Consider the following 19954-nt stretch of genomic DNA (forward strand, 5'->3'; position numbering starts at 1 on the left):
TTCCCCGGTGTCGCGCCAGGGTCCGCTGTGCGGTCGCGGCCCCCGGCCGCACCTTCGCCCTCCACCCGTCCGGCCCGCCTTACCAGCCATACCTCCCGGCAGCATCCTCCCCTAATACCGGCCGGTGGCCTTGCCGGGCGCGAACCGCCCCCCGGCAAGGCCACCGGCGTCACCGCGCCGGGTGCACCGGCGCGGCGGTTCAGGCGCGGCTGAGCCGCCACTGCTGGCCGAGGTCGCCGGTGTCGCTTTGCTGGACCACCGGCGCACCGTCGCGGGTGACGTCGCCGGCCACGCCGAGCACCCTGCCGGTGGAGACGTTGACCAGCTTCACGTACTCGCCGGTGACCGTGACCACCCGCCACTGCTGGTTCGTCCCGCCGTTGCCCGCCCACTGGATGATCCGGGCGCCGTCGGTGCTCACGTTGCCCTCGACGTCGGCCAGCAGCGCCGAGTTGACGTTGGTGATCGTGGTGACGCCGCCGGCCGCGCCGGCCATCAGCCATTTCTGGTTGGTGCCGCCGTTGCCGGCCCATTGCACGAGTTGCACGCCGGGTTCGCGGGACAGTGCGGGCACGTCGAGGGCCTTGCCGCTGCGCCGGTTCGTCAGGGTGTAGGTGAGCGCGCCGGCCTGCCCGCTCAGCGAGTCCTCGAAGGTGATCGGCTGGGCCTGGGTCTGGTGCAGGTCGAACACGACGATCTCGTTGGCGCCGGTGCGCAGCCACGGCGCCGGGCAGTAGAGCCGGTGCTGGGGGCCGATCTTCCAGTAGCGGCCCAGGTTACGGCCGTTGACCCAGACCACGCCCTTGGTCCAGCGTGACATGTCGAGGTAGGTGTCGCCGGTCTCGGTGAGGGTGACGGTGGCTTTGAAGAAGATGCCGGGACGCGACGGGTTGCTCAGCACCGGGCGCAGGCCGGCGACGTACGCCTCGTCGACCGGCAGCGAGAACGTCTGCCAGCCGGTCAGTGCCGTGCCGCCCAGCGACACCGAGGTGGTGATGCCTTTGCGGTCGACCACGTACCGGCCGAAGTTGTTGCGACCCATCCCCTCGACCAGGATGTCGAGGGTGGGATTGGCGGTGGCGGAGGCCTGCAGGGGCAGCGCTGCGGTGCCGGACACGATGCCCAGCGGCCCGGTGTAGGCGGACGTCACGGCCTGCCGGGAGATGCCGCCCTGGTAGACGCCGTCGAGGAACACGGTGGCGTAGTCACGGACGGCGTTGACGGTGAGGTTGGCACGGGCGTAACCGGGCAGGGTGCGCCGGTAGAGGATGAAGCCGAAACTCTGCCCGTACATCTCCATGGGTTGGGGGTTGACCGTCTGCGCGGCCGGCAGCGCGGCGGGCAGGTTGTCCCAGATCGACGCGAACGGTGTGGGGGTGACCGCCTGGCTGCCGGTGCGCACGATGGTCGCGACGGGGGCGGGCACGGCCGGTGGGGTGGTGCCGAGCGCGGTGGAGATGATCTGGCGGTACGCCTGGTACATGCGTCCCGGCCGGCCCTGTTCGGTGATCGGCGCGCCATAGTCGTAGCTGGTGATGTCGGCCTGGTAGCCGCTGCCGTCGTCATTGGCGTTGGCTCCGGCGAAGTAACCGAAATTGGTGCCGCCGTGCAGCATGTAGAAGTTGAACGACAGCCCGCCGGCCATCAGCCCGCGCAGTTCGGCGGAGATGTCGGTGGCCGATCCGGCGAAGGTGGTGTCGCCCCAGTGCGTCAGCCACCCCGGGTACAGCTCACCGGAAAAGGCCGGCACCGCCGGGAACGACTGCCGTGATGCCGCGATGGCGGCCGCGTCGCCTCGGCTGAGCCCGATCGCCCCGCCGGTGACGACCGAGCGGTTGGCCTGCACCTGGGCGAGGGGGTCCTGGGTGTAGAACGGCCCGTTGATGCCGGCGCGCAGCCACAGCTGCCGCAGTTCCTCGAGGTAGACGCTGTCGTTGCCGAAAAAGCCGTACTCGTTCTCCACCTGAACCATCAGGATCGGCCCGCCGTTGTAGACCATCAGCGACCGGACCTGCGCGGCCAGGGCGTTGGTGTAGCGGGTGGCCGCGGCCATGTAGTGCGGGTCGGCCGCGGCTCGGACCCGCAGCTTCACGCCCGGGTGGCGCAACAGGTACGCCGGGATGCCACCGGCATCCCATTCGGCGCACACGTACGGGCCGGGCCGTAGCAGCACGTACATGCCCTCTTCCTGGCACAGCCGGATGAAGCCGGCAATGTTGCGGCGGTCGGTGGTGAAGTCGAAGACGCCCTCGCGTGGCTCGACGTCGTTCCACATCACGTAGATGCCGATGGTGTTCAGGCCCATGGCCTTGGCCATCTGGATCCGGTGCCGCCAGTGCTGCACGGGGATGCGGGAGGGGTGCATCTCGCCGCTGCGGATCTGGAACGGCCGGCCGTCGAGGAGGAAGGCGCTGCCGTCCGCGGCGAAGGAGAAGTTCTGCGGCGCGGCGGCGTGGGCGGGTCCGCCCGAGGCCATCATCGCGGCGAACGGGCTGAGCGCGCTGACAGTGAGCAGGGTGCGTCGATGCATGGGCTCTCCCAGGAGGTTCACATCGCTCGATGCGTTGCCACCGATGCTGCCAGGCTCTGATCAAAGTTGTAAATATGGCCACTCAATATTGCATATATTTTCAGGTAATGAGGACGTATCCGGCCACAGCTACCCCACCGGCCAGCACGAGGACACTGCCGACGGCGAGCAGACCGGCGCCGCCCGGGCACCCGAGAACCTCGGGCACCCGGACGGCGCGGTACCGCCGGCGGGCCAGGACGGCGACCACGCCGGCGATCGGGGCGCAGGCCAGCACGCACGCGGCGGCGATCCGGTGCTGCGCCAGCAGTTCGCGCCCCACAACCAGCAGCGTCGCGGCCGCGGCCAGGGCGGTCCGCGACCACGCGAGCAGCGTGCGCTCGGCCTGCGCGCCGGGGTCGCCCGGTTCGAGCGGCGTCATCGAAGCACCACCGCCACCCCAGGCGTCAGCACAGCAACACCGCCGCCCCGGGTGTCCTCACAGCAACACCGCCGCCCCGAGGGCCGTACCGGCCACGATCACCACCACCGCCGAGAGCGCCACGACCGGCGTCGACGGCAGCGGGGACCGCAGCCGCAGGGCCCGTTCGTTGCGGCCCCACCGCGGGAAGGCCTCGACGGCCACCACGACGGCCAGCACCGCCAGTACCCCGGCGCCCCAGCGCGCCTGCTCGGCACCGAAAGCCTTGACCGCCACGGCCGCGACCATGAGTCCGAGCGCCGTTCGCAGCCAGGCGAGGAAGGTGCGCTCGTTGGCGAGGGTGAACCGGGGATCCGGTTCGGTGCCCACCTGGTAGACCCGGCGCGGCCAGCGGCGGTCCTCACCGCCCGGCGGGGGTCCAGGCGACGTCACCGCACTCCTCCTGCACCCGGGCGAGCTCCCGGGTGAGCTGCTCGCGGACGGAGGCGTACGCCGGATCGTCGTAGACGCTGCGCATCTCCCACGGATCCGCCCGCAGGTCGAACAGCTCCCATTCCGGCTCCTGCGGCGTGGCCGACGTGCCGGGCAGACCGAGCCCGTCGGCGTAGTAGAAGACGAGCTTGTGGTCGTGCGTGCGTACCCCGTAGTGCGCCCACACGTGGTGCTCGTCGTCGTCGTGTTCCCAGTAGCGGTAGTACACCGACCGGCGCCAGTCCGTGATCTGCTCACCGCGCAGCAGTTCCCGCAGCGAGCGGCCCTGCATCCGCGGGTCGGCCGGCACCCCGGCGTAGTCCAGGAAGGTCTGGGCGAAGTCGACGTTCATGGCCAGCGCGTTGCTGGTCAGCCCGGCCGGGATCTCCGCCGGGTAGCGGATGAGGAACGGCATGCGCAGCGATTCCTCGTACATGAAACGCTTGTCGTACCAGCCGTGGTCGCCGAGGAAGAAGCCCTGGTCCGAGGTGTAGACGACGATCGTGTCGTCGGTCAGGCCGTGCTCGTCGAGGTAGTCCAGCAGCCGGCCGACGTTGTCGTCGACGCTCGCCACGCAGCGCAGGTAGTCCTTGATGTAGCGCTGGTACTTCCACAGCGCCGCCTCGTCCGGGTCCAGGCCCGGCGGCAGCATCTCCTTGATGTCGTCGGCGGTCAGGTCCCGGTCGATACGCATCCGGGCAGCGCGGGCGGCCGCGGCGTGCCCGGTGTGGTCGTCGTCGAAGGTGGCCGGGACGAACACGTCGTCGACGTACATGTCCCGGTGCTTGTCGTCGGGCTCCCAGTTGCGGTGCGGGGCCTTGTGGTGCACCAGCAGGCAGAACGGACGCTCCTGGTCACGGCGGTCCAGCCAGTCCACGGCCAGGTCGGTGATGATGTTCGTGCAGTAGCCCTCCCGGACCCGCTCGACACCGTCCATGCCGATGAAGACCGGGTCGCGGTAGCGGCCCTGGCCGGGCACGACTTCCCAGTAGTCGAAGCCGCGCGGATCGTGCTCGGGACCGTGTCCCAGGTGCCACTTGCCGACCAGGGCGGTCTGGTAACCGGCCCGGCGCAGCAGCTCGGGGAAGACAAGCTGCCGGTTGTCGAACTCGGTCGAGAGCGTCTGCACGCCGTTGACGTGGTTGTAGGTGCCGGTGAGGATCGTCGCCCGGCTGGGCGCGCACAGCGAGTTGGTGCAGAAGCAGTTGTCCAGCAGCGCGCCACCGTCCGCGATGCGGTCGATGTGCGGTGTCTCGTTGATCTTGCTGCCGTAGGCGCCGACCGCGTGGGCGGCGTGGTCGTCGGCCATGATGAAGACGATGTTGGGCCGCACGGCCTTCCTTTCTTGCCGGAGCTGCGGAACGTCAGGCGGCGTACGCGGCCGCGTCGTAGTAGGTGGCCGGGTCGACGACGCCGGGCAGCTTGCCGAGGTCCTTGAACAGGCCGTTGAGACCGGTGAGCCAGCCGTTCACGGTGCCGTCGCCGGACTTGGCGGCCAGCTCGGCCGAGGGCAGGAAGCGGGCATTGTCCGCCTCGGCGCGCAGCTGGTCGGCCGGCGCGGATTTCAGGAACTTGGTGGTGACCTCGACCGCGTTGTCCAGGTCGGTGGCCCGCTGGTCGTTGGCGGCCTTGAGGACGGCGAGCACCTTGCCGACCAGCTCAGGCTTGCCGGTGACCACCTCGGTGCGGCCCACGTACGCCGACGGGAAGCTCACCTTCGGGTAGAAGTCCTCGTTCTTGGCCAGTTCGGTCAGCTGCGGCACGCGCTTCTTGATGGTGCCGATCAGCGGGTACCAGATGCCGGCCGCGTCGATCTGCCCGGACCCGAACGCGGTCACCACCGTACTCGCGTCCATGGTGACCTTCTCGATGTCGTCCATGGTCATCCCGGCCTGCTGCAGCGCCAGCCGCACGATCATGTCGCCCGAGGTGCCCTCCGGCACGCCGACCTTCTTGCCCTTGAGCGCGGCCAGCGACGTGATGCCCGGTTGCGCGATGACCCGGTCGGCGAAGCCGAGGGAGTTGATGGCGATGACCCGCGCCTTGCCGGAGGCCGGCAGCCACATGGCGCCCGGGCCGACGTAGCCGAAGTCGAGGTCGCCGGCGCCCAGCGCCTGTACCTGCAGCGGCCCGTTGGTGAACACTTTGAGTTCGGGCTTGAGGCCGTGCTCGGCCCACAGGCCCTTGTCCTCGGCGATCGCCATCAGGCTGGCGCCGGTGAAGTCGGCGATGTAGCCGAGGCGTACCGGCTCGGTGCCGGAGTCGCCGGATCCGGCGTCCTCCTCACCGCAGGCGGCCAGGGCGGCGGCGGCGCCGATGCCGGCGAGGCCGGCCAGGACGGAACGACGGGACAGCGGGCTCATCGGGAAAGGCCTTCCTGTACGGGCTGGTGGTAGACGGCGCGCCAGACCCGGTTGCGGATCCGGGTGAACTCCGGGGACAGCCGGACGGCTTCGGTGCGCGGGTACGGCAGGTCGACGTCGATGACCTCCTGCACCCGACCGGGGCGCGCGGCCATCACGACGACCCGGTTGGCCAGGTAGACGGCCTCGTCGACGTCGTGGGTGATGAACATGACGGTGCGCTGCTCGGTGCCCCAGGTGGCGAGCAGCTGGTCCTGCATCTGCACGCGGGTGAGCGCGTCGAGGGCGCCGAACGGCTCGTCCATGAGCAGTACCTGCGGGTCCACCGCGTAGGCGCGAGCGATGGCGCAGCGCTGCTTCATGCCGCCGGACAGCATCCGGGGCAGCACGTCGGCGAAGTCGGTGAGCCCGACCAGGTCGATGAAGTGCTGGGCGCGCCGCCGGCGTTCGGTGCGGCCGACCTTGGCGATGCGCAGGCCGAACTCGACGTTCTCCCGGACGGTCAGCCAGGGGAACAGCGCGTACTGCTGGAAGATGACGCCGCGCTCGGGGCTGGGCCCGTGCACGGGCCGGGAGTCGACGAGCACCTCCCCGCCGGTCGGCTCGATGAGCCCGGCGGCGATGTTCATCAGCGTGGACTTGCCACATCCGGAGGGCCCGACCACGGTGACGAACTCGCGGTCGGCGATGTCGAGGTCGACGCTCTGCAGGGCGTGGAAGGGTTTGCCGCCGACGTCGAAGGTGCGGCTTGTGGAGCGGAAGGAGATCTTCTCGGTCATCGGCGTTCCTGCCATCCGGTGAGGCGCTTCTCGGCGGCGAGCAGGAGCCGGTCCATGATCAGGCCGAGCACGCCGATGGTGATCAGTCCGACGAAGATGCTGGGCAGGTCGTAGTAGATCTGGGCCTGCTGCATCCGGTAGCCGAGGCCTTCCTGCGCGGCGATCAGCTCGGCGGCGACCAGGGTGGCCCAGGCCGCGCCCAGGCCGACGCGCATGCCGACCAGGATGAACGGGGTGGAGGCCGGGACGATGATCCGGCGGAACACGACCGCGTCGCCGGCACCGAGGACCCGGGCCGCGTTGATGGTGGTCTTGTCGACGCTCACCACGCCCTGGAAGGTCGACACGACGCAGGACAGGAACGCGGCCAGGAAGATGACGAAGATCTTCGGGGTCTCGCCGATGCCCATCAGCAGGATGGCCAGCGGGATGACGGCCAGTGGCGGGATGGTGCGGAAGAACTGCACGTAGGGCTCGATGAGGCCGCGCGCGGTGCGGTACCAGCCCATGAGGAAGCCGACCGGGACGGCCAGGGCGGTGCCGAGGGCGAAGCCGATGAGCACCCGGCGCAGGCTGGCAAGGCCGTCGTCGAGCAGGGTGCCGTCCATGGCGAGTTCGCCGGCACGGACGGCGACCTCCTGCGGGCCGGGCAGCCCGGAGACGCCGGCCCGGGCGAGGCCGGCCCAGACGGCGAGGCCGAGCACGACGGCGAGCACGTTCCACACCGGCAGGGGCAGGCCGCGGCGCGGTGGTGAGGCCGCGCGGGTGGTCGCGGGCGCACGCGGCGGCGGTGGACGAAGATCTGTCGGCACGAAGGTCCTCCGTAGCCAGGTTCGGGGGGCGGGCACAGGAATCTTGGGCGCCACCGTGAATCTTGTCAACCCGTCGGACTAAATCCGAGAGCTGGATCTGATCGTAGGATGTCCCACGTCCTGAGAAAAGCCCTCTTTTATGTCCGGCTCATTGACGTAATTCGACGGCGCGGCCACACTCCGCTTACCCGCCCCTCACGGACGACGAAGGAGTCCCGTGCCAGTCCCCCGTAAACGCCGCGCGGCGGCGTATGCCGCCGTCGTGCTCGCCACGACCGTCCTGGCCCCGCTCGCCGGCAGCGCTTCCCCGGCCACCGCCGCACCCGTCAACCTGGCCCGCACCGGTACCGCCACTGCCTCGAGCGTCGAACTGGATCGCACCGAGTTCGCCGCGTCCCGCGTCAACGACGGCGACCGCGGCACCCGCTGGTCGTCGAAGTACCAGGACGACAGCTGGGTGCAGGTGAAGCTGGCGGCCGCCGCCCACGTCGACCACGTCACGCTCAGCTGGCCCAACGCCTGCGCCCGCGACTTCGTTCTGCAGACCTCGCCCGACGGCGCCACCTGGACCGACGTGGCCCGCGTGCAACGCGACACCTGCCCGCGTAGCGACGTCGTCGACGTCAAGTCGGCCCAGCCGGTCACCCACGTCCGGATGCAGGGACGCCAGCGGTGGGGCAGCTACGGCTACTCCCTCGCCGAGTTCGAGATCTGGGACAGCGCCACCCCGGCACCCACGCCGTCGCTGGGACTGATCCCCAAGCCGGTGTCGCTGGTGGAGAACGGCGGCACCCCGTTCACCCTCACCCCTGCCAGCCCCATCGTCGCGACCGGCGCCGGGGCCGGCGCCCCGGCGGCCTACCTGGCCGGCATCCTGCGCCCGTCCACCGGGTACGCCCTGCCCGTCGTCACTCAGAGCAGCGCGGCAGCACCGATCGTCATCGAGGTCGGCACCGGCAAGGGACCCGCCGGGCAGGCCGCCGAGGGCTACCGGCTCACCGTGACCAGCACCCGGGTCCAGATCGGCGCGGACACCGCGGCCGGCGCGCTCAACGGGGTGCAGACGCTGCGCCAGCTGTTCCCGCAGTGGGTGGAGTCGGACACGGTGGCGTCCGCGGTCTGGCAGGTGCCGGCCGTGAGCGTCACCGACTACCCCCGGTTCGCCTACCGGGGCATGATGCTCGACGTCGCCCGCAGCTTCTACCCGGTCACCGAGGTGAAGGCTTACATCGACGCCGCCGCCCAGTACAAGGTCAACCGGCTGCACCTGCACCTCACCGATGACCAGGGCTGGCGCATCGCCCTGGACAACCCGGCGAGCAACCCGGCCGGCATCGACTACACCCGCCTGACCGGGATCAGCGGGCGTACCGCGATGACCTACAACGACAGCGGCCAGCTGATGGGCACCGAGCTCGGCGTGACCGGTTTCTACACCAAGGCCGACTACGCGGAGATCGTGCGCTACGCCGGCCTCAACGGGATGACGGTGGTGCCGGAGATCGACATGCCGGGGCACACCAACGCGGCCCTGCACGCCATCCCGCAGCTCAACACCGCCGGCGCCCAGCCCCGGCCGGCACCCGGGCAGCAGACCGTGCCGGCCAACGGAACCGGCAACGTCGGCTACTCGTCGCTGGACGCCGCGAGCCCGGTCACCTACGAGTTCGTCCGCCAGGTGCTGACCCAGATCGCCGCGATGACGCCCGGGCCGTACCTACACATCGGCGGCGACGAGGCGCACGTGACCAGCCACGCCGACTACACCGCCATGGTCAACGCGTTCAACGGCACGGTCGCCTCGCTGGGCAAGACCGTGGTCGGCTGGAACGAGTACGCCGGCACCACGCTGCCGCAGAACAACGCCGTGGTGCAGTACTGGAACGGCGACCGCAACGCCGTGGCGAACGCGGTCACCGGCCGCGGCGCCAAGGCTATCCTCTCTCCCGCACCGCACACATACGTGCCGCAGAAGCAGGACTCGCGCCAGCCGCTGGGCGGCACCTGGGCCTGCGGCGGCCCGTGCGGGCTGGACCGGCACTACAACTGGAACCCCGGCACGTTCATCCCCAACATCGCCGAGACCAGCGTGCTCGGCGTCGAGTCGGCGCTGTGGGGCGAGTTCATCCGCCGCCTCGGGCAGGCCCAGTACTACAGCTACCCCCGGCTCATCGCCACCGCCGAGGTCGGCTGGACGCCGCAGGCGCAACGCGACTACGCCGACTTCACCACGCGGCTGTCGGTGGCCGGCGGCCGGTTGACGGTCCAGGGCGTCAACTTCTTCCCGGCCGCCGACGTGACCTGGCGCCGCCAGGTCATCGGCAAACCGGTCACCGTGGCCGCCGGCGCACCGGCCGGCGCCACCTGGACGGTTACCGCACCCGGCGCCGCGGCCGCCGACCTCATCACGACGGTCACCTGGAGCGACGGACGCGTCGAGGCGCTGACACCCACCGCGACCCAGGAGGCGAACATCCCGGCGATGCGGATCAACAGCGGGTTCACCGTGACGTCGCTTCGGACCTTCAGCACACCGGGCACGTACACCGGGACACTGTCGGTGCGCGCTGCCGGACAGCCCGCGCTGACCCGCAACCTCACAGTCACCGTCCGACCCGCCGCCTGAGGCCCGGCCACCGCCGTCATTCCCGCCCGGGTGACGGCGGTGGCCGGTGGGCGCTCCCGCGGTTCGCGGCTGCCGGACAGCTGACGCCGCCGGTCACGGCGCCTCGAGCAGCTCCAGCAGCCGGCTCACCACACCGGTCATCGCCTCGCGTCCCGCGGCCAGGTACCGGCGTGGGTCCGCCGTCGCGGGCAACGCGACGCGCACCGCATCGGTGAAGGCCACATTGAGTGCCGTCCCGACATTGATCTTCGTCATGCCGCGGCCGGTGGCGGCGCGGATCTGCTCCAGCGGCACGCCGGAGGAGCCGTGCAGCACCAGTGGCACCGGCACCGCGTCGCGGATCGCGGCGAGGAGATCCAGATCCAGTGCCGCGGTGCGCTCGGCCATCGCGTGTGAGCTGCCCACCGCGACCGCCAGGGCATCGACGTCGGTCTCGGCGACATAGCGGGCCGCCTCTTGCGGGTCGGTGCGCACCCCGGCGGCGTGTGCGTTGGCGGGGGCGTCCGGTTTGCCGCCGACGTAGCCAAGTTCCGCCTCCACCCACAGGCCGTGCCCGTGCGCCCACGCGGTGGCGTCGCGGGTAGTGGTCACGTTGGCGGCGTACGGCAGCCTCGACGCGTCGACCATGACAGAGCTGAACCCGGCTGCCGGGGCCTGTCGCAGCAGGTCGAGGTCGTCGACGTGATCCAGGTGCAGTGACAGTCGCGCCGGGCACCGCTGCGCGATGTCGCGGGTGGCTGCGGCGATGGCCGACAGGCCGCCGTGGTAGCGGGCAGCGTTCTGGCTGATCTGCAGGATGGCCGGCCGGCCCGTACGCCCGGCGGCGGCTGCGATCGCCTGGGCGTGTTCGATGGTGATGACGTTGAAGGCGAGCACACCGGTGCCGCACGCCCGGGCCGCGGCGATCAGCTGCGCGGTGGTGACCAGCGCCATCAGAGAGCCGGCTCGGGCAGCACGACGGAGCGGGTGAGCAGCCGGGGACGGTCGGGATGCAGGCCGCGGCGGGTGGCGAGCTCGACCGCGAGCCGTTGCGCACCGATCAGGTGCGCCATCGGGTCGATCGGCGCGTGCACCACGAGCGCGCCCGTCGCGGTGAGGTCCTCGAGCAGCCCCGGTACCGGCGGCCCGAAGATCCACACCACGGAGCGGTGCCCGGCCACGCTGATCGGCCCGTGGCGGAACTCCATGGCCGGGTACGACTCGGCCCAGACCTGTGCGGCCTCACGCAGCTTGAGGGCCGCCTCGTTCGCCAGGCCCACGGTCCAGCCGGTGCCGAGGAAGGTGAACTGCTCGCGCTCGGCGAGCCGTTGCTCGATCGGCGCGCCGGTCTGGGCCCGCGCGTCGGTGATCGCCATGGTGAGGTCGTGGCCCAGGCGGGCCCGCCAGGTGGCCAGTACGGTGGTGGCGAAGCGGGTCTGCACCACGGACTGCTCGTCGGCGAAGTCCAGGACTACGCGGTCGGTGGCGAGCCGGGTCACCGGCCGATCGGTGGCGGTGGTGACCACCGTCGAGCGACTGCCGGCGGGTAGATCGCGCAACAGCCGGTTCACCTCGGTGGTGGTGCCCGAGCGGGTGATCGCCACGATCCGGTCGTAGCGCCGCGTGCCCGGGAACTCCGAAGCGGCGAAGGCGTCGGTCTCACCGTGCCCGGCGGCCTCGCGCAGGGCCGCGCAGCTCTGCGCGATGAAGTACGAGGTGCCGCATCCGACGACGGCGACCCGTTCGCCGGGCTGCGGCAGCGCGCGCACGGTCGCCGGTGAGGCGGCCAGTTGTGCGGCACGCCGCCAGGTGTCGGGCTGGGAGGCTATCTCGGCGGCGACGTACACGTGTCCTGCTTTCTCTCGGTGGTTCGCACGATGACTTCGGGCAGCAGCCGCGAAGCCACGTCGGGATCGAATCCGCCCGCCCAGGGGCAGGCCACGGCGGCCGCGGACACGGCCGCCGCGCGGGCGAGCACATCGGGCAACGGCACCCGGCGGGCCAGCCCGTGTGCCAGTACGGCGGCCAGTGCGTCACCGGCGCCGGTCGGGTTGCCGGTGACCGGGTGCGGCACGCGGACGCGGTAGCTGGCTCCGGCAGTCACCGCGACGAAGCCGTCGGCGCCGCAGGAGACCACCCCGGCCCTCGCGCCGAGGTCGACGAGGCGCTGCGCTGCCGCGACCGCGTCGTCGTGCCCGCGCACCGGGCGTTCGATCAGCTCGGCCGCCTCGGCGGCGTTGGGCTTCGCCACCGCCGGCGCTGTGTCCAGGGCGCGTCGCAGCGCCGGTCCCTCGGTGTCCACGAGCACCTCGGCGCCGGCCGCGGTGGCGATGCCCGCCAGGTCGGCGTAGGCGCTCACCGGCACACCCGGTGGCCGGCTGCCGGTCAGCACCACCACCCGGGCCTCGCGCACCACACCGGCGAACAACTCCTGAAAAGCCGTCCACTCGGCTGCGGTGACGTGCGGTCCGGGCTCGTTGAGCACCGTGGCCTGCGGCCCCGCCACGACGCTCACGGTCCGGCGGGTGCGTCCGCCCACCCGCACGAACCGGGCCGGCACGCCGGCCTGCGCCAGTTCGGCCGTGATGTCGCTGCCCGTGGCATCGTCGCCGATCAGGCCCAGCACGACGGCGTCGCTGCCGAGCCGGCCCAGCACCCGGGCCACGTTGACGCCTTTGCCACCGGCGCGCGTCACGACGTCGGTGACCCGGTGCGAGGTGTCCGGCATCAGGTGGGGAACGGTGTAGGTGATGTCGAGGGCGGTGTTGAGCGACACCGCGACGACCTCGCCGGGGCTCATTTGACCGCGCCGGCGGTGAGACCGCCGACCACCTTGCGTTCGATCAGCGCGAACAGCACGATGACCGGCACGGTGGCGACCGCGGAGGCGGCGAACAGATGCCCCCAGTCGATCTGGTAGCCGCCGAGGTAACTGTCGAGTACCACGGTCAGCGGCTGTTTGGCGGGATCGGAGGTCAGGATCAGGGCGACCACGAACTCGTTCCAGGCGGCGATGAACGTGAAGATGAGTGCGGTGACAACCCCGGGCCAGGCCAGCGGCAGGGTGACCCGCAGCAGCGCGCCGAGCCGGCCGGCACCGTCGACGGTCGCGGCCTCCTCCAGCTCCACCGGGATGGAGCTGATGTAGGCGTTGAGGATCCAGGTCGCGAACGCGAGGTTGAACCCGGCGTTGACCAGGATCAGTCCCCAGATCGAGTTGTTCAGCCCCAGGGCCACGAACTCGCGATAGATGCCGACGAGCATCGCGGTGGGCTGGAACATCTGCGTGACCAGCACGAGCAGCAGGAAGGCGGTGCGGCCGCGGAAGCGGCGACGGGCGGTGAAGTACGCCGCCGGCAGGGACACCAGCAGCACCAGCGCGGTCGCGCCGGCTGCCACCTGCAGACTGATCCCGAGGTTGGCGCCGAGTCCGCTGGACCACAGGGTGACGAAGTTCGACCAGTCGAATCGCGACGGCAGATACGTCGGGTCCTTGAGCTCGCCGGCCGGCCGGGCCGCCGCGACCACCATCGCCAGGTACGGCAGCAGGAACAGCGCGGCGACGCCGTAGGCGAGCACCGCCAGGACGATCTTGCGGGTGGCGCTCACGACTGCACCTGCGATCTGCCGCCCGCGGCCTTGAGGAACAGCACGACGAGCACGATGACGATGCCGAAGTTGACCACTGACAGGGCCGCCGACTCGGCGATCGACGACGATTTGAGCTGGTACATGAAGATCGTGGTGGTGGCGGTCTGGTCACCGGGCCCACCGGCGGTCATGGCCCAGATGATCGGGAAGCTGTTGAACACGTTCATGATGTTGATGAGCACCGCGACCAGCAGTGCCGGGCGCAGCAGCGGCAGGGTGATCGAGCGGTAGGTGCGCCACGGCGACGCACCGTCGAGCACCGCGGCCTCGTACACGTCCGCGGGGATCGCCTGCAGCCCGGCCAGGATGGCGTAGGTGGTGAACGGGATGGAGACGAAGACCGCGACCCCGATCATCCACCACAGCGCGGCGGAGGGTCGCCCGAGCCAGTCGGCCTGCGCGGTGCCGAGTTCGGGCAGGACGCCGATGTCGTGCAGGAAGATGTTGATCAGCCCGGATCGGGGATCCAGCATCCAGCGGAAGACCACGGCGGTCATGAAGACCGAGGCCGCCCACGGCGCGATCAGCGCCCATCGGGCCACCCGGCGGCCCGGGAAGCGCTGGTTGAACAGTTGGGCCAGCAGCAGCGAGCACACCATCGTGGCGGTCACCACAACCACCACCCAGACCGCGGTACGGGTGACGACCGCCGCCAGGGAGGGCTCGCGCAGCAGCGCCTCGAAGTTCGCCCAGCCGACGAAGCCGCGGTCGAAGCCGACGGCGTCGATGTCGTGGAAGGCGGTGCGGAACATCAGCACGACCGGCACCAGCACCACGCTGAAGATCAGCACGATTGCCGGGCCGATCCAGGCCAGCGGCTGACAGGCGGCCCACACCCGCTGTCGAGGGGTGCCCCGCCGGCCGGCACACGGCTCGGCGGGGACCGGTGGTGGTGGCGGTGCCAGCGTCACATTCGGCTGCATGTCAGCGGCCCGCGGTGGCCTTGGCCTGCAGGTCGCCGAGCACCCGCGCGGGGTCCTCAATCACGGCCAGGCCGATGTTCTTCTTGACCGCGGGCAGCACCGTGGCCGTCCACTTCTCGTCGCTGGGGAACTGCACCGTCTGCGGCAGCAGCTGCGCGAAGGTTCCCAGCACCGGATCGTCTTTTAGGCTGTCGAGCGCGGACTGCGTACCGGGCAGCAGCGCGTACTGCTCGGCGAAGGCGAGCTGGTGCTCGTCGGCGAGCGCGAAGTCGAGGAACTTCTTGATCGCCTCGCCTTTGGCGGCGTCGGTGGTCTTGAAGGCCTGGACGGCGTCGGCCACCCCGAGCGTCTGCTGGACCGGTGCGGTGCGACCGGGGATCGGGGCGGTGGCGAAGTCCGACTTCCCCAGCTTGCCGGCCGAGGCGATCGTGGCGGTCAGGAACGGTCCGCTCAGCGCCATGCCGACCTTGCCTGCGGCGAAGTCGGCGGAGGCGTTCGCGGTCCGGTCGTAGGTCGCCGGGTTCGGCTGGGTCAGGCCGGCGGAGACCAGGTTCTTCAGGAACCCGAAGGTCTGCACGTTCTGCGGGCTGTCGATGGTGTACTGCCCGTCGGTCTGCCAGCCGCCGCCGTTGCCGAGCATCCACAGGGTGGACTCGGCCTGTGCCTCCTCGGGGCCCAGCGGCAGCGCGTACCCGATGTATCCCTTGGCTTTCAAGGCCCGTGCCGCGGTTTCCAGCTCTGCCCAGGTGGCCGGGGGCTGGGTGAGGCCGACGTCGGCGAACGCCTTCTTGTTGTAGAACATGGCGCGGGCGGAGGTGGTGAACGGCGCGGCGTACTGCACGCCGTTGACGCTGAACGCCTCGTTGAAGACGGCCGTGCCGGCCCTCGGGTTCGACATCACCTCGCTTAGCGGCGCCACCAGACCGTTCGTGGCGTACTGGGGATAGAAGACGCCCTGAAGGATGTCCGGGTAGTCCTTGTTCTGCAGCTGAGTCTTGACCTTGGTGTCGTAGTCGGTCCAGTTGATGGTCGAGACCTCGACGGTGATCGACGGGTTCTGCGCATGGAAGGCGTCGGCGATGCCCTGCCAGTACTTCGCGGTGCTGTCCTCGGGGCCGGTGCCGTAGTCGGCACCGACCAGCTTCAGGACGATCGATCCGTCGGACCCCTCGTCGGCCGATCCGCAGGCGGTGATCAGGAGGGCTGATGCGGCGGCGGCGGCGAGTGCCGCGCCCAGACGTCGCTTCATGTTAGCCTCTTCCGGCATGTGAAATCATGATGTGAACGAGTCAGTTTCAATCAAGATATTGCATGACAGTAAGAGGCCGGTATGTCGTCGTCAAGGCTTCGACCCGTGCGCAACCGAGCGCTGAACAGGCGCCGCGCCCGCGCATCACCGCATCGGCGCACGTCACATCGCACGATGTGGCACGAGGCTCGCGGCGCGCACCGCATCGCCGCTGCAAGTTTGTGTGACCTCGCCGGGCGCGGCTCAGTCTCCACCGTGTACGAAATTGTTTCGTGAAGGCGAGGTTGTGAGCGTGACTCATCAGGAATACCCGGACAGGATCGACATGGCAGCGCAGGTGGACAGGGCCCGCCGCGGGAATCAGACGGCGATGGACGAGGTGGTCTCACACCACCTGCCGCTGGTGTACAACATCGTGGGCCGGGCGCTGAACCGGTCGGCGGACGTGGACGACGTCGTGCAGAACACGATGGTGCGGGTCGTGCGTGGCATGGCGGGTGTTCGTGATCCTCGGCGGTTCCGGTCGTGGCTGGTTGCCGTCACCATGAACGAGGTCCGCAACCACCAGAAACACCGGCAGGTCATGCCTGTGCCGTCGGAGGACATCGACACGCTGATCGATGCCGGCTCCGACTTCGAGGACCTGACCCTGACCCGGCTCGGCCTGTCAGCTCAGCGCCGGGAAGTCGTCCTGGCCACACGCTGGCTCGACGACGACCATCGCCACCTGCTGTCGCTGTGGTGGCTGGCGGAGGCCGGTCACCTGTCCCGAGCCGACCTGGCCGACGCCCTGCAGCTGAGCCCGCACCACGTGACCGTCCGCGTGGCGCGGATGAAGGCGCAGTTGGACACGGCGCGGTGGGTGGTACGGGCCCTTGCCGCCCGGCCTGGCTGCGCCGACCTGATCGGCGCGGCCTCCGACTGGGACGGCCGGCCCGCCCCGGTGTGGCGTAAACGACTGGTGCGACACATCCGCACCTGTGCGTACTGCCCGCGCATCTCGTCGGAGCTTGTCCCGGCCGAGCGGCTCTTGGCCGGTCTGGCACTTACTCCGGTCCCGGTCGATGCAGCCTCTCAGATCACTCAGCAGGTCCATGCCGTCGCCGGCACGTGGCGGACCGGTGCCCAGGCGGGTGCGCACGCTAAGAACACCGGGGTGTTGCGGCAGGTTCGCGTCGCGGCACTGTCGGCGCCCAAGTCGCTGGTCGGCGTCGTCGCGGCGGCGGCCCTGGCGGGCGGGGCGGGGCTGGTGGTCACCGGATATTCGGCCGGGCCGAGCCCGGAACCGGCGAGTGCGGCACCAGCGCAGCCCTCATCCGTGGCGTCCGCACCCGCCTCGGCATCCGGATCCGAGACGAGCGCGGCCGGGCTCCCAGCGCCGTCCTCGTCCACGCCCGACGCGTCGCCGGCCGCCACGGACTCGAACTCCACCCGCACCAAGAGCCCGGCCCCCGCCTCGTCACCGACCATCACCAAGACACCGAAACCCACCACGACGCCGACGGCCACCAGGTCTTCGACCCCGGCCGAGGCGCCGACGGCCACCAAACCGTCGAACAAGCCAACCGGTACGGCCAGCAGTACGTCCGGCAGCGTGTCCGCGGCGGAACAGCGTCTGCTGGTGCTGCTCAACGACCGGCGCAGCGCGCTGGGACTGCCCGTGGTGGAGCTGGGCACGACGGAGCGGCGCGCTGCGGAGTCCTGTGTGAAACAGAACCTGGACGCGGGGACGTTCGAGCACTGCGGGCATGAGGTCTTGTTCGCCTCCGGAGGCAACTCCACACCGGAGCAGATGATCGAGGCCTGGTTCAACAGTCCCGGGCACAAAGCGGCGCTGACCTACTCCAGCTCCCGCTTCGCCGGCCCCGCCATCGTTTTCAACGGTTCGCGCCAGATCGCCGCCATCAACATCGATTACTGAAGCGTCCCGATGGAGGGCCTGACCACGAGCCTCGAGTATCTGGTCGGGGTGAGCGTGACCGCGACGACCACGTCGCGGTCACGCCTCATTCGACTGATCCGGCAGAGAGCCCGCCGTTCATCGGCGGTGAACGAGGGCCCCGGTGCTGGACCCTAGACCTGGACCACCGTCACACCGGCCTGCTCGATGAGCCGCACCTGATCCTGATCGGCCGCCTTGTCGGTGATCAAGGTGTCGATGCTGCCCGGCAGGCAGATCCGGTTGAAGGTGCGGCGGCCGATCTTCGAGGAGTCGGCCACCACGAGCGTACGGGCCGCACTGGTCACCATGACGTGGTTGATCGCCGCCTCGTCGTCGTTGTGCGCACTGGCCCCGTGCTGGTGGTCGACGGCGTCCACTCCCAGCACGACCAGGTCCAGCGCCACCGAGGTCAGCATCGTCTCGGCGATCCGGCCGACCAGCTCGTACGACTGCGTGCGTGCCGTCCCGCCGGTCATCACGACCCGGATGTGCGGGCGCACGATCAGCTCGTTGGCGATGTTGAGCGCGTTGGTGACCACCGTGACCGGGGTGGGCGAGCCGTCCGGGTCGGTACGCAGCGCGAGTACCCGGGCCACCTCGGTCGTGGTGGTGCCGCCGTTGAGCCCCACCGTGACCCCGGCCGGGATCATCGCGGCGGCCGCCGCGGCGATGCGCTGTTTCTCCGGCGCCTGCCGCGCGACCTTGTAACGCAACGGCAGGTCGTAGGAGACGCTGGTGGCTATCACGCCACCGCGGGTGCGGGTGACCAGCTGCTGGCCTGCGAGTTCGTCGAAGTCGCGCCGGACGGTCGCCGCGCTCACCCCCAGCTCACGAGCGGTGGACTCGATGTCGAGCTGCCCGGCGTCCGCCACCATCTCCAGCAGCCGGTGCCACCGCTCGTGCTGATTCACGCTTCACTCCGGTCATCGGGCCGCCGTTTGCGCCATCTTTGCATCCGCTGTGCAAAGTACGGACAGCACCGTGGCCGGGGCGGCGATGAGGGCACCGCCCCGGTCACGGATTCAGCGGCGGCACCGCCACCGTCTGGTCAGCCGATCACCCCGGCGCGGATAATGGCAGCCGCCAGCGCTGGGCGAGGGATCCGTCGCAGGTCCAGATCCGCAGCCGTCTTCACAAGAACTTCAGGCCGCGTACGCGGCACCGTCGTAGTAGGTAGCCGGATCGGTGACCTTCTTCAGTTTGCCGATCTGCTGGAACAGCTCGTTGAGCTCGGTGAGCCAGCCGTTGACGGTACCGTCCGCCGACTTGGCCGCCAGCTCGGCGCTGGTGAGGAACCGGGCGCTGTACGCCTCCGTTCGCAGCTGTTCGGCCGACACGGTACGCAGGAATCTGCTGGTCACCTCGATCGCCTCCGGGACACCGAGCGCGCGGATGTCGGTGGCCTCGCGCAGCACGGCCAGCATCTTGCGCACCAGCGGCGCCTCGCCGGTGACCACCTCGTTGCGCGCGAGGTAGGCCGAGGGGAAACTGACCGCCGGGTAGTAGTCGTCGTTCTTGGCCAGCTCCACCAGGTCCGGGACGCGTTTCTTGATCGTGTCGATCAGTGGGTACCAGATGCCGGCCGCGTCGATCTTGCCGGAGCTGAAGGCGGTGACGACCGTGGCGGCGTCCATGGTGACCCGTTCGACATCGTCCTCGGTGAGCCCGGCGGCCTGCAGGGTCAGCCGGACCAGCATGTCGCCCGACGTACCCTCCGGCACGCCGATCCGCTTGCCGGCGAGGTCCTCGGCCTCGGCGATGCCCGGCTGGGCGATCACCCGGTCGGCGAAGCCCAGCGAGTTGATGGCGACGACCCGCGCCTTGCCGGAGGCCGGCAGCCACATGGCACCCGGGCCGACGTAGCCGAAGTCCAGGTCACCGGCACCCAGCGCCTGCACCTGCAACGGCCCGTTGGTGAACACCGACAGTTCGGGCCGCAGCCCGTTCTTCGCCCACAGATCCTGGTCGTTGGCGATCGCCATGAGGCTGGCGCCGGTGAAGTCGGCGATGTAGCCGATCCGGACCCGCTCGGCGACCCCGGTCCCGCCGGGCGCATCCTGCTCCGCCGCACCGCAGCCGGCAAGAGCCGCGGCGCCGATGCCCGCGAGACCGGCGAGAACAGAACGACGGGGCAGAACGCTCATGAGGAGGCCTCTTCTGTGGGAGGGAAAGCCACAGAAATCTTGGGCGGACCGGCAAATCTTGTCA

17 protein-coding genes are annotated in these 19954 nt (G+C 70.2%); 2 read left to right on the forward strand and 15 right to left on the reverse strand.

From position 1 onward, the window contains the following. Nucleotides 1-199 precede the first annotated feature (199 nt). From LPA41_RS13770 to LPA41_RS13800, 7 genes are all read right to left on the reverse strand, one after another. A complete protein-coding gene (locus LPA41_RS13770; RefSeq protein ID WP_229070725.1) occupies nt 200-2530 on the reverse strand; it encodes a beta-galactosidase in 2331 nt (776 codons plus the stop codon). A 100-nt stretch (nt 2531-2630) separates the two neighbouring features. Continuing rightward, nucleotides 2631-2951, reverse strand: coding sequence for a DUF202 domain-containing protein (locus LPA41_RS13775; protein ID WP_229070727.1), 321 nt, complete (start codon nt 2949-2951; stop codon nt 2631-2633). Nucleotides 2952-3008: 57 nt separating this feature from the next. Next, nucleotides 3009-3383 (reverse strand): DUF202 domain-containing protein, encoded by a 375-nt coding sequence (locus tag LPA41_RS13780; protein ID WP_229070729.1) that lies wholly within the window; start codon nt 3381-3383, stop codon nt 3009-3011. Continuing rightward, nucleotides 3352-4755 (reverse strand): sulfatase, encoded by a 1404-nt coding sequence (locus tag LPA41_RS13785; RefSeq protein ID WP_229070731.1) that lies wholly within the window; start codon nt 4753-4755, stop codon nt 3352-3354. The genes LPA41_RS13780 and LPA41_RS13785 overlap by 32 nt, the downstream gene beginning before the upstream one ends. 31 nt (nt 4756-4786) lie before the next feature. Beyond that, a complete protein-coding gene (locus LPA41_RS13790; protein ID WP_229070733.1) occupies nt 4787-5785 on the reverse strand; it encodes an aliphatic sulfonate ABC transporter substrate-binding protein in 999 nt (332 codons plus the stop codon). Next, nucleotides 5782-6564 (reverse strand): ABC transporter ATP-binding protein, encoded by a 783-nt coding sequence (locus LPA41_RS13795; protein WP_229070735.1) that lies wholly within the window; start codon nt 6562-6564, stop codon nt 5782-5784. The genes LPA41_RS13790 and LPA41_RS13795 overlap by 4 nt, the downstream gene beginning before the upstream one ends. Continuing rightward, nucleotides 6561-7376, reverse strand: coding sequence for an ABC transporter permease (locus tag LPA41_RS13800; protein ID WP_229070737.1), 816 nt, complete (start codon nt 7374-7376; stop codon nt 6561-6563). Before LPA41_RS13800 ends, LPA41_RS13795 begins: the two co-directional genes overlap by 4 nt. Nucleotides 7377-7593: 217 nt before the next feature. On the opposite strand from LPA41_RS13800, the gene LPA41_RS13805 reads away from it, so the two are divergent. Beyond that, the gene (locus tag LPA41_RS13805) at nt 7594-10002 is read left to right on the forward strand and encodes a family 20 glycosylhydrolase (RefSeq protein ID WP_229070739.1); all 2409 of its coding nucleotides are present in this window, start codon (nt 7594-7596) and stop codon (nt 10000-10002) included. A 93-nt stretch (nt 10003-10095) separates the two neighbouring features. On the opposite strand, the gene LPA41_RS13810 is transcribed toward LPA41_RS13805, so the two are convergent. From LPA41_RS13810 to LPA41_RS13835, 6 genes are read right to left on the reverse strand one after another with little or no spacing between them, the layout of a single operon-like run. Next, entirely contained in the window at nt 10096-10935 is an 840-nt protein-coding gene (locus LPA41_RS13810; RefSeq protein ID WP_229070740.1) for a class II fructose-bisphosphate aldolase, read from the reverse strand. Further along, on the reverse strand, nt 10935-11828 hold the full coding sequence (locus tag LPA41_RS13815) for an SIS domain-containing protein (protein WP_229070742.1): 894 nt from the start codon (nt 11826-11828) through the stop codon (nt 10935-10937). The genes LPA41_RS13810 and LPA41_RS13815 overlap by 1 nt, the downstream gene beginning before the upstream one ends. Beyond that, nucleotides 11807-12781 carry a 1-phosphofructokinase family hexose kinase gene (locus tag LPA41_RS13820; RefSeq protein ID WP_229070744.1) on the reverse strand — a complete coding sequence of 325 codons (975 nt, stop codon included), beginning with the start codon at nt 12779-12781 and terminating at the stop codon, nt 11807-11809. The genes LPA41_RS13815 and LPA41_RS13820 overlap by 22 nt, the downstream gene beginning before the upstream one ends. Then, complete coding sequence (locus LPA41_RS13825) at nt 12778-13590, reverse strand: carbohydrate ABC transporter permease (protein ID WP_229070746.1); 813 nt, start codon at nt 13588-13590, stop codon at nt 12778-12780. Before LPA41_RS13825 ends, LPA41_RS13820 begins: the two co-directional genes overlap by 4 nt. Further along, nucleotides 13587-14543, reverse strand: coding sequence for a carbohydrate ABC transporter permease (locus LPA41_RS13830; protein ID WP_229070748.1), 957 nt, complete (start codon nt 14541-14543; stop codon nt 13587-13589). Before LPA41_RS13830 ends, LPA41_RS13825 begins: the two co-directional genes overlap by 4 nt. A gap of 13 nt (nt 14544-14556) precedes the next feature. Beyond that, nucleotides 14557-15804, reverse strand: a complete 1248-nt coding sequence (locus tag LPA41_RS13835; RefSeq protein ID WP_229070750.1) for an extracellular solute-binding protein — start codon at nt 15802-15804, stop codon at nt 14557-14559. 292 nt (nt 15805-16096) lie between these two features. Between LPA41_RS13835 and LPA41_RS13840 the strand changes: the two genes are divergently transcribed. Next, complete coding sequence (locus tag LPA41_RS13840) at nt 16097-17725, forward strand: sigma-70 family RNA polymerase sigma factor (protein WP_229070752.1); 1629 nt, start codon at nt 16097-16099, stop codon at nt 17723-17725. 152 nt (nt 17726-17877) lie between these two features. Here LPA41_RS13840 and LPA41_RS13845 read toward each other — a convergent pair whose 3' ends face one another. Next, a complete protein-coding gene (locus LPA41_RS13845) occupies nt 17878-18657 on the reverse strand; it encodes a DeoR/GlpR family DNA-binding transcription regulator (protein WP_229070754.1) in 780 nt (259 codons plus the stop codon). Nucleotides 18658-18888: 231 nt separating this feature from the next. Further along, entirely contained in the window at nt 18889-19890 is a 1002-nt protein-coding gene (locus tag LPA41_RS13850) for an aliphatic sulfonate ABC transporter substrate-binding protein (protein ID WP_229070756.1), read from the reverse strand. Between the last annotated feature and the right edge of the window lie 64 nt (nt 19891-19954).

This window comes from Actinoplanes sp. DH11 (genome assembly GCF_020873875.1).
Lineage (GTDB): Bacteria > Actinomycetota > Actinomycetes > Mycobacteriales > Micromonosporaceae > Actinoplanes.

Excerpts from the sequence above, each read along its gene's own strand:
- LPA41_RS13770 (WP_229070725.1), bottom strand. The coding sequence starts at position 2,530 with ATGCATCGACGCACCCTGCTCACTGTCAGCGCGCTCAGCCCGTTCGCC.
- LPA41_RS13775 (WP_229070727.1), bottom strand. The coding sequence starts at position 2,951 with ATGACGCCGCTCGAACCGGGCGACCCCGGCGCGCAGGCCGAGCGCACG.
- LPA41_RS13790 (WP_229070733.1), bottom strand. The coding sequence starts at position 5,785 with ATGAGCCCGCTGTCCCGTCGTTCCGTCCTGGCCGGCCTCGCCGGCATC.
- LPA41_RS13795 (WP_229070735.1), bottom strand. The coding sequence starts at position 6,564 with ATGACCGAGAAGATCTCCTTCCGCTCCACAAGCCGCACCTTCGACGTC.
- LPA41_RS13810 (WP_229070740.1), bottom strand. The coding sequence starts at position 10,935 with ATGGCGCTGGTCACCACCGCGCAGCTGATCGCCGCGGCCCGGGCGTGC.
- LPA41_RS13820 (WP_229070744.1), bottom strand. The coding sequence starts at position 12,781 with ATGAGCCCCGGCGAGGTCGTCGCGGTGTCGCTCAACACCGCCCTCGAC.
- LPA41_RS13835 (WP_229070750.1), bottom strand. The coding sequence starts at position 15,804 with ATGAAGCGACGTCTGGGCGCGGCACTCGCCGCCGCCGCCGCATCAGCC.
- LPA41_RS13850 (WP_229070756.1), bottom strand. The coding sequence starts at position 19,890 with ATGAGCGTTCTGCCCCGTCGTTCTGTTCTCGCCGGTCTCGCGGGCATC.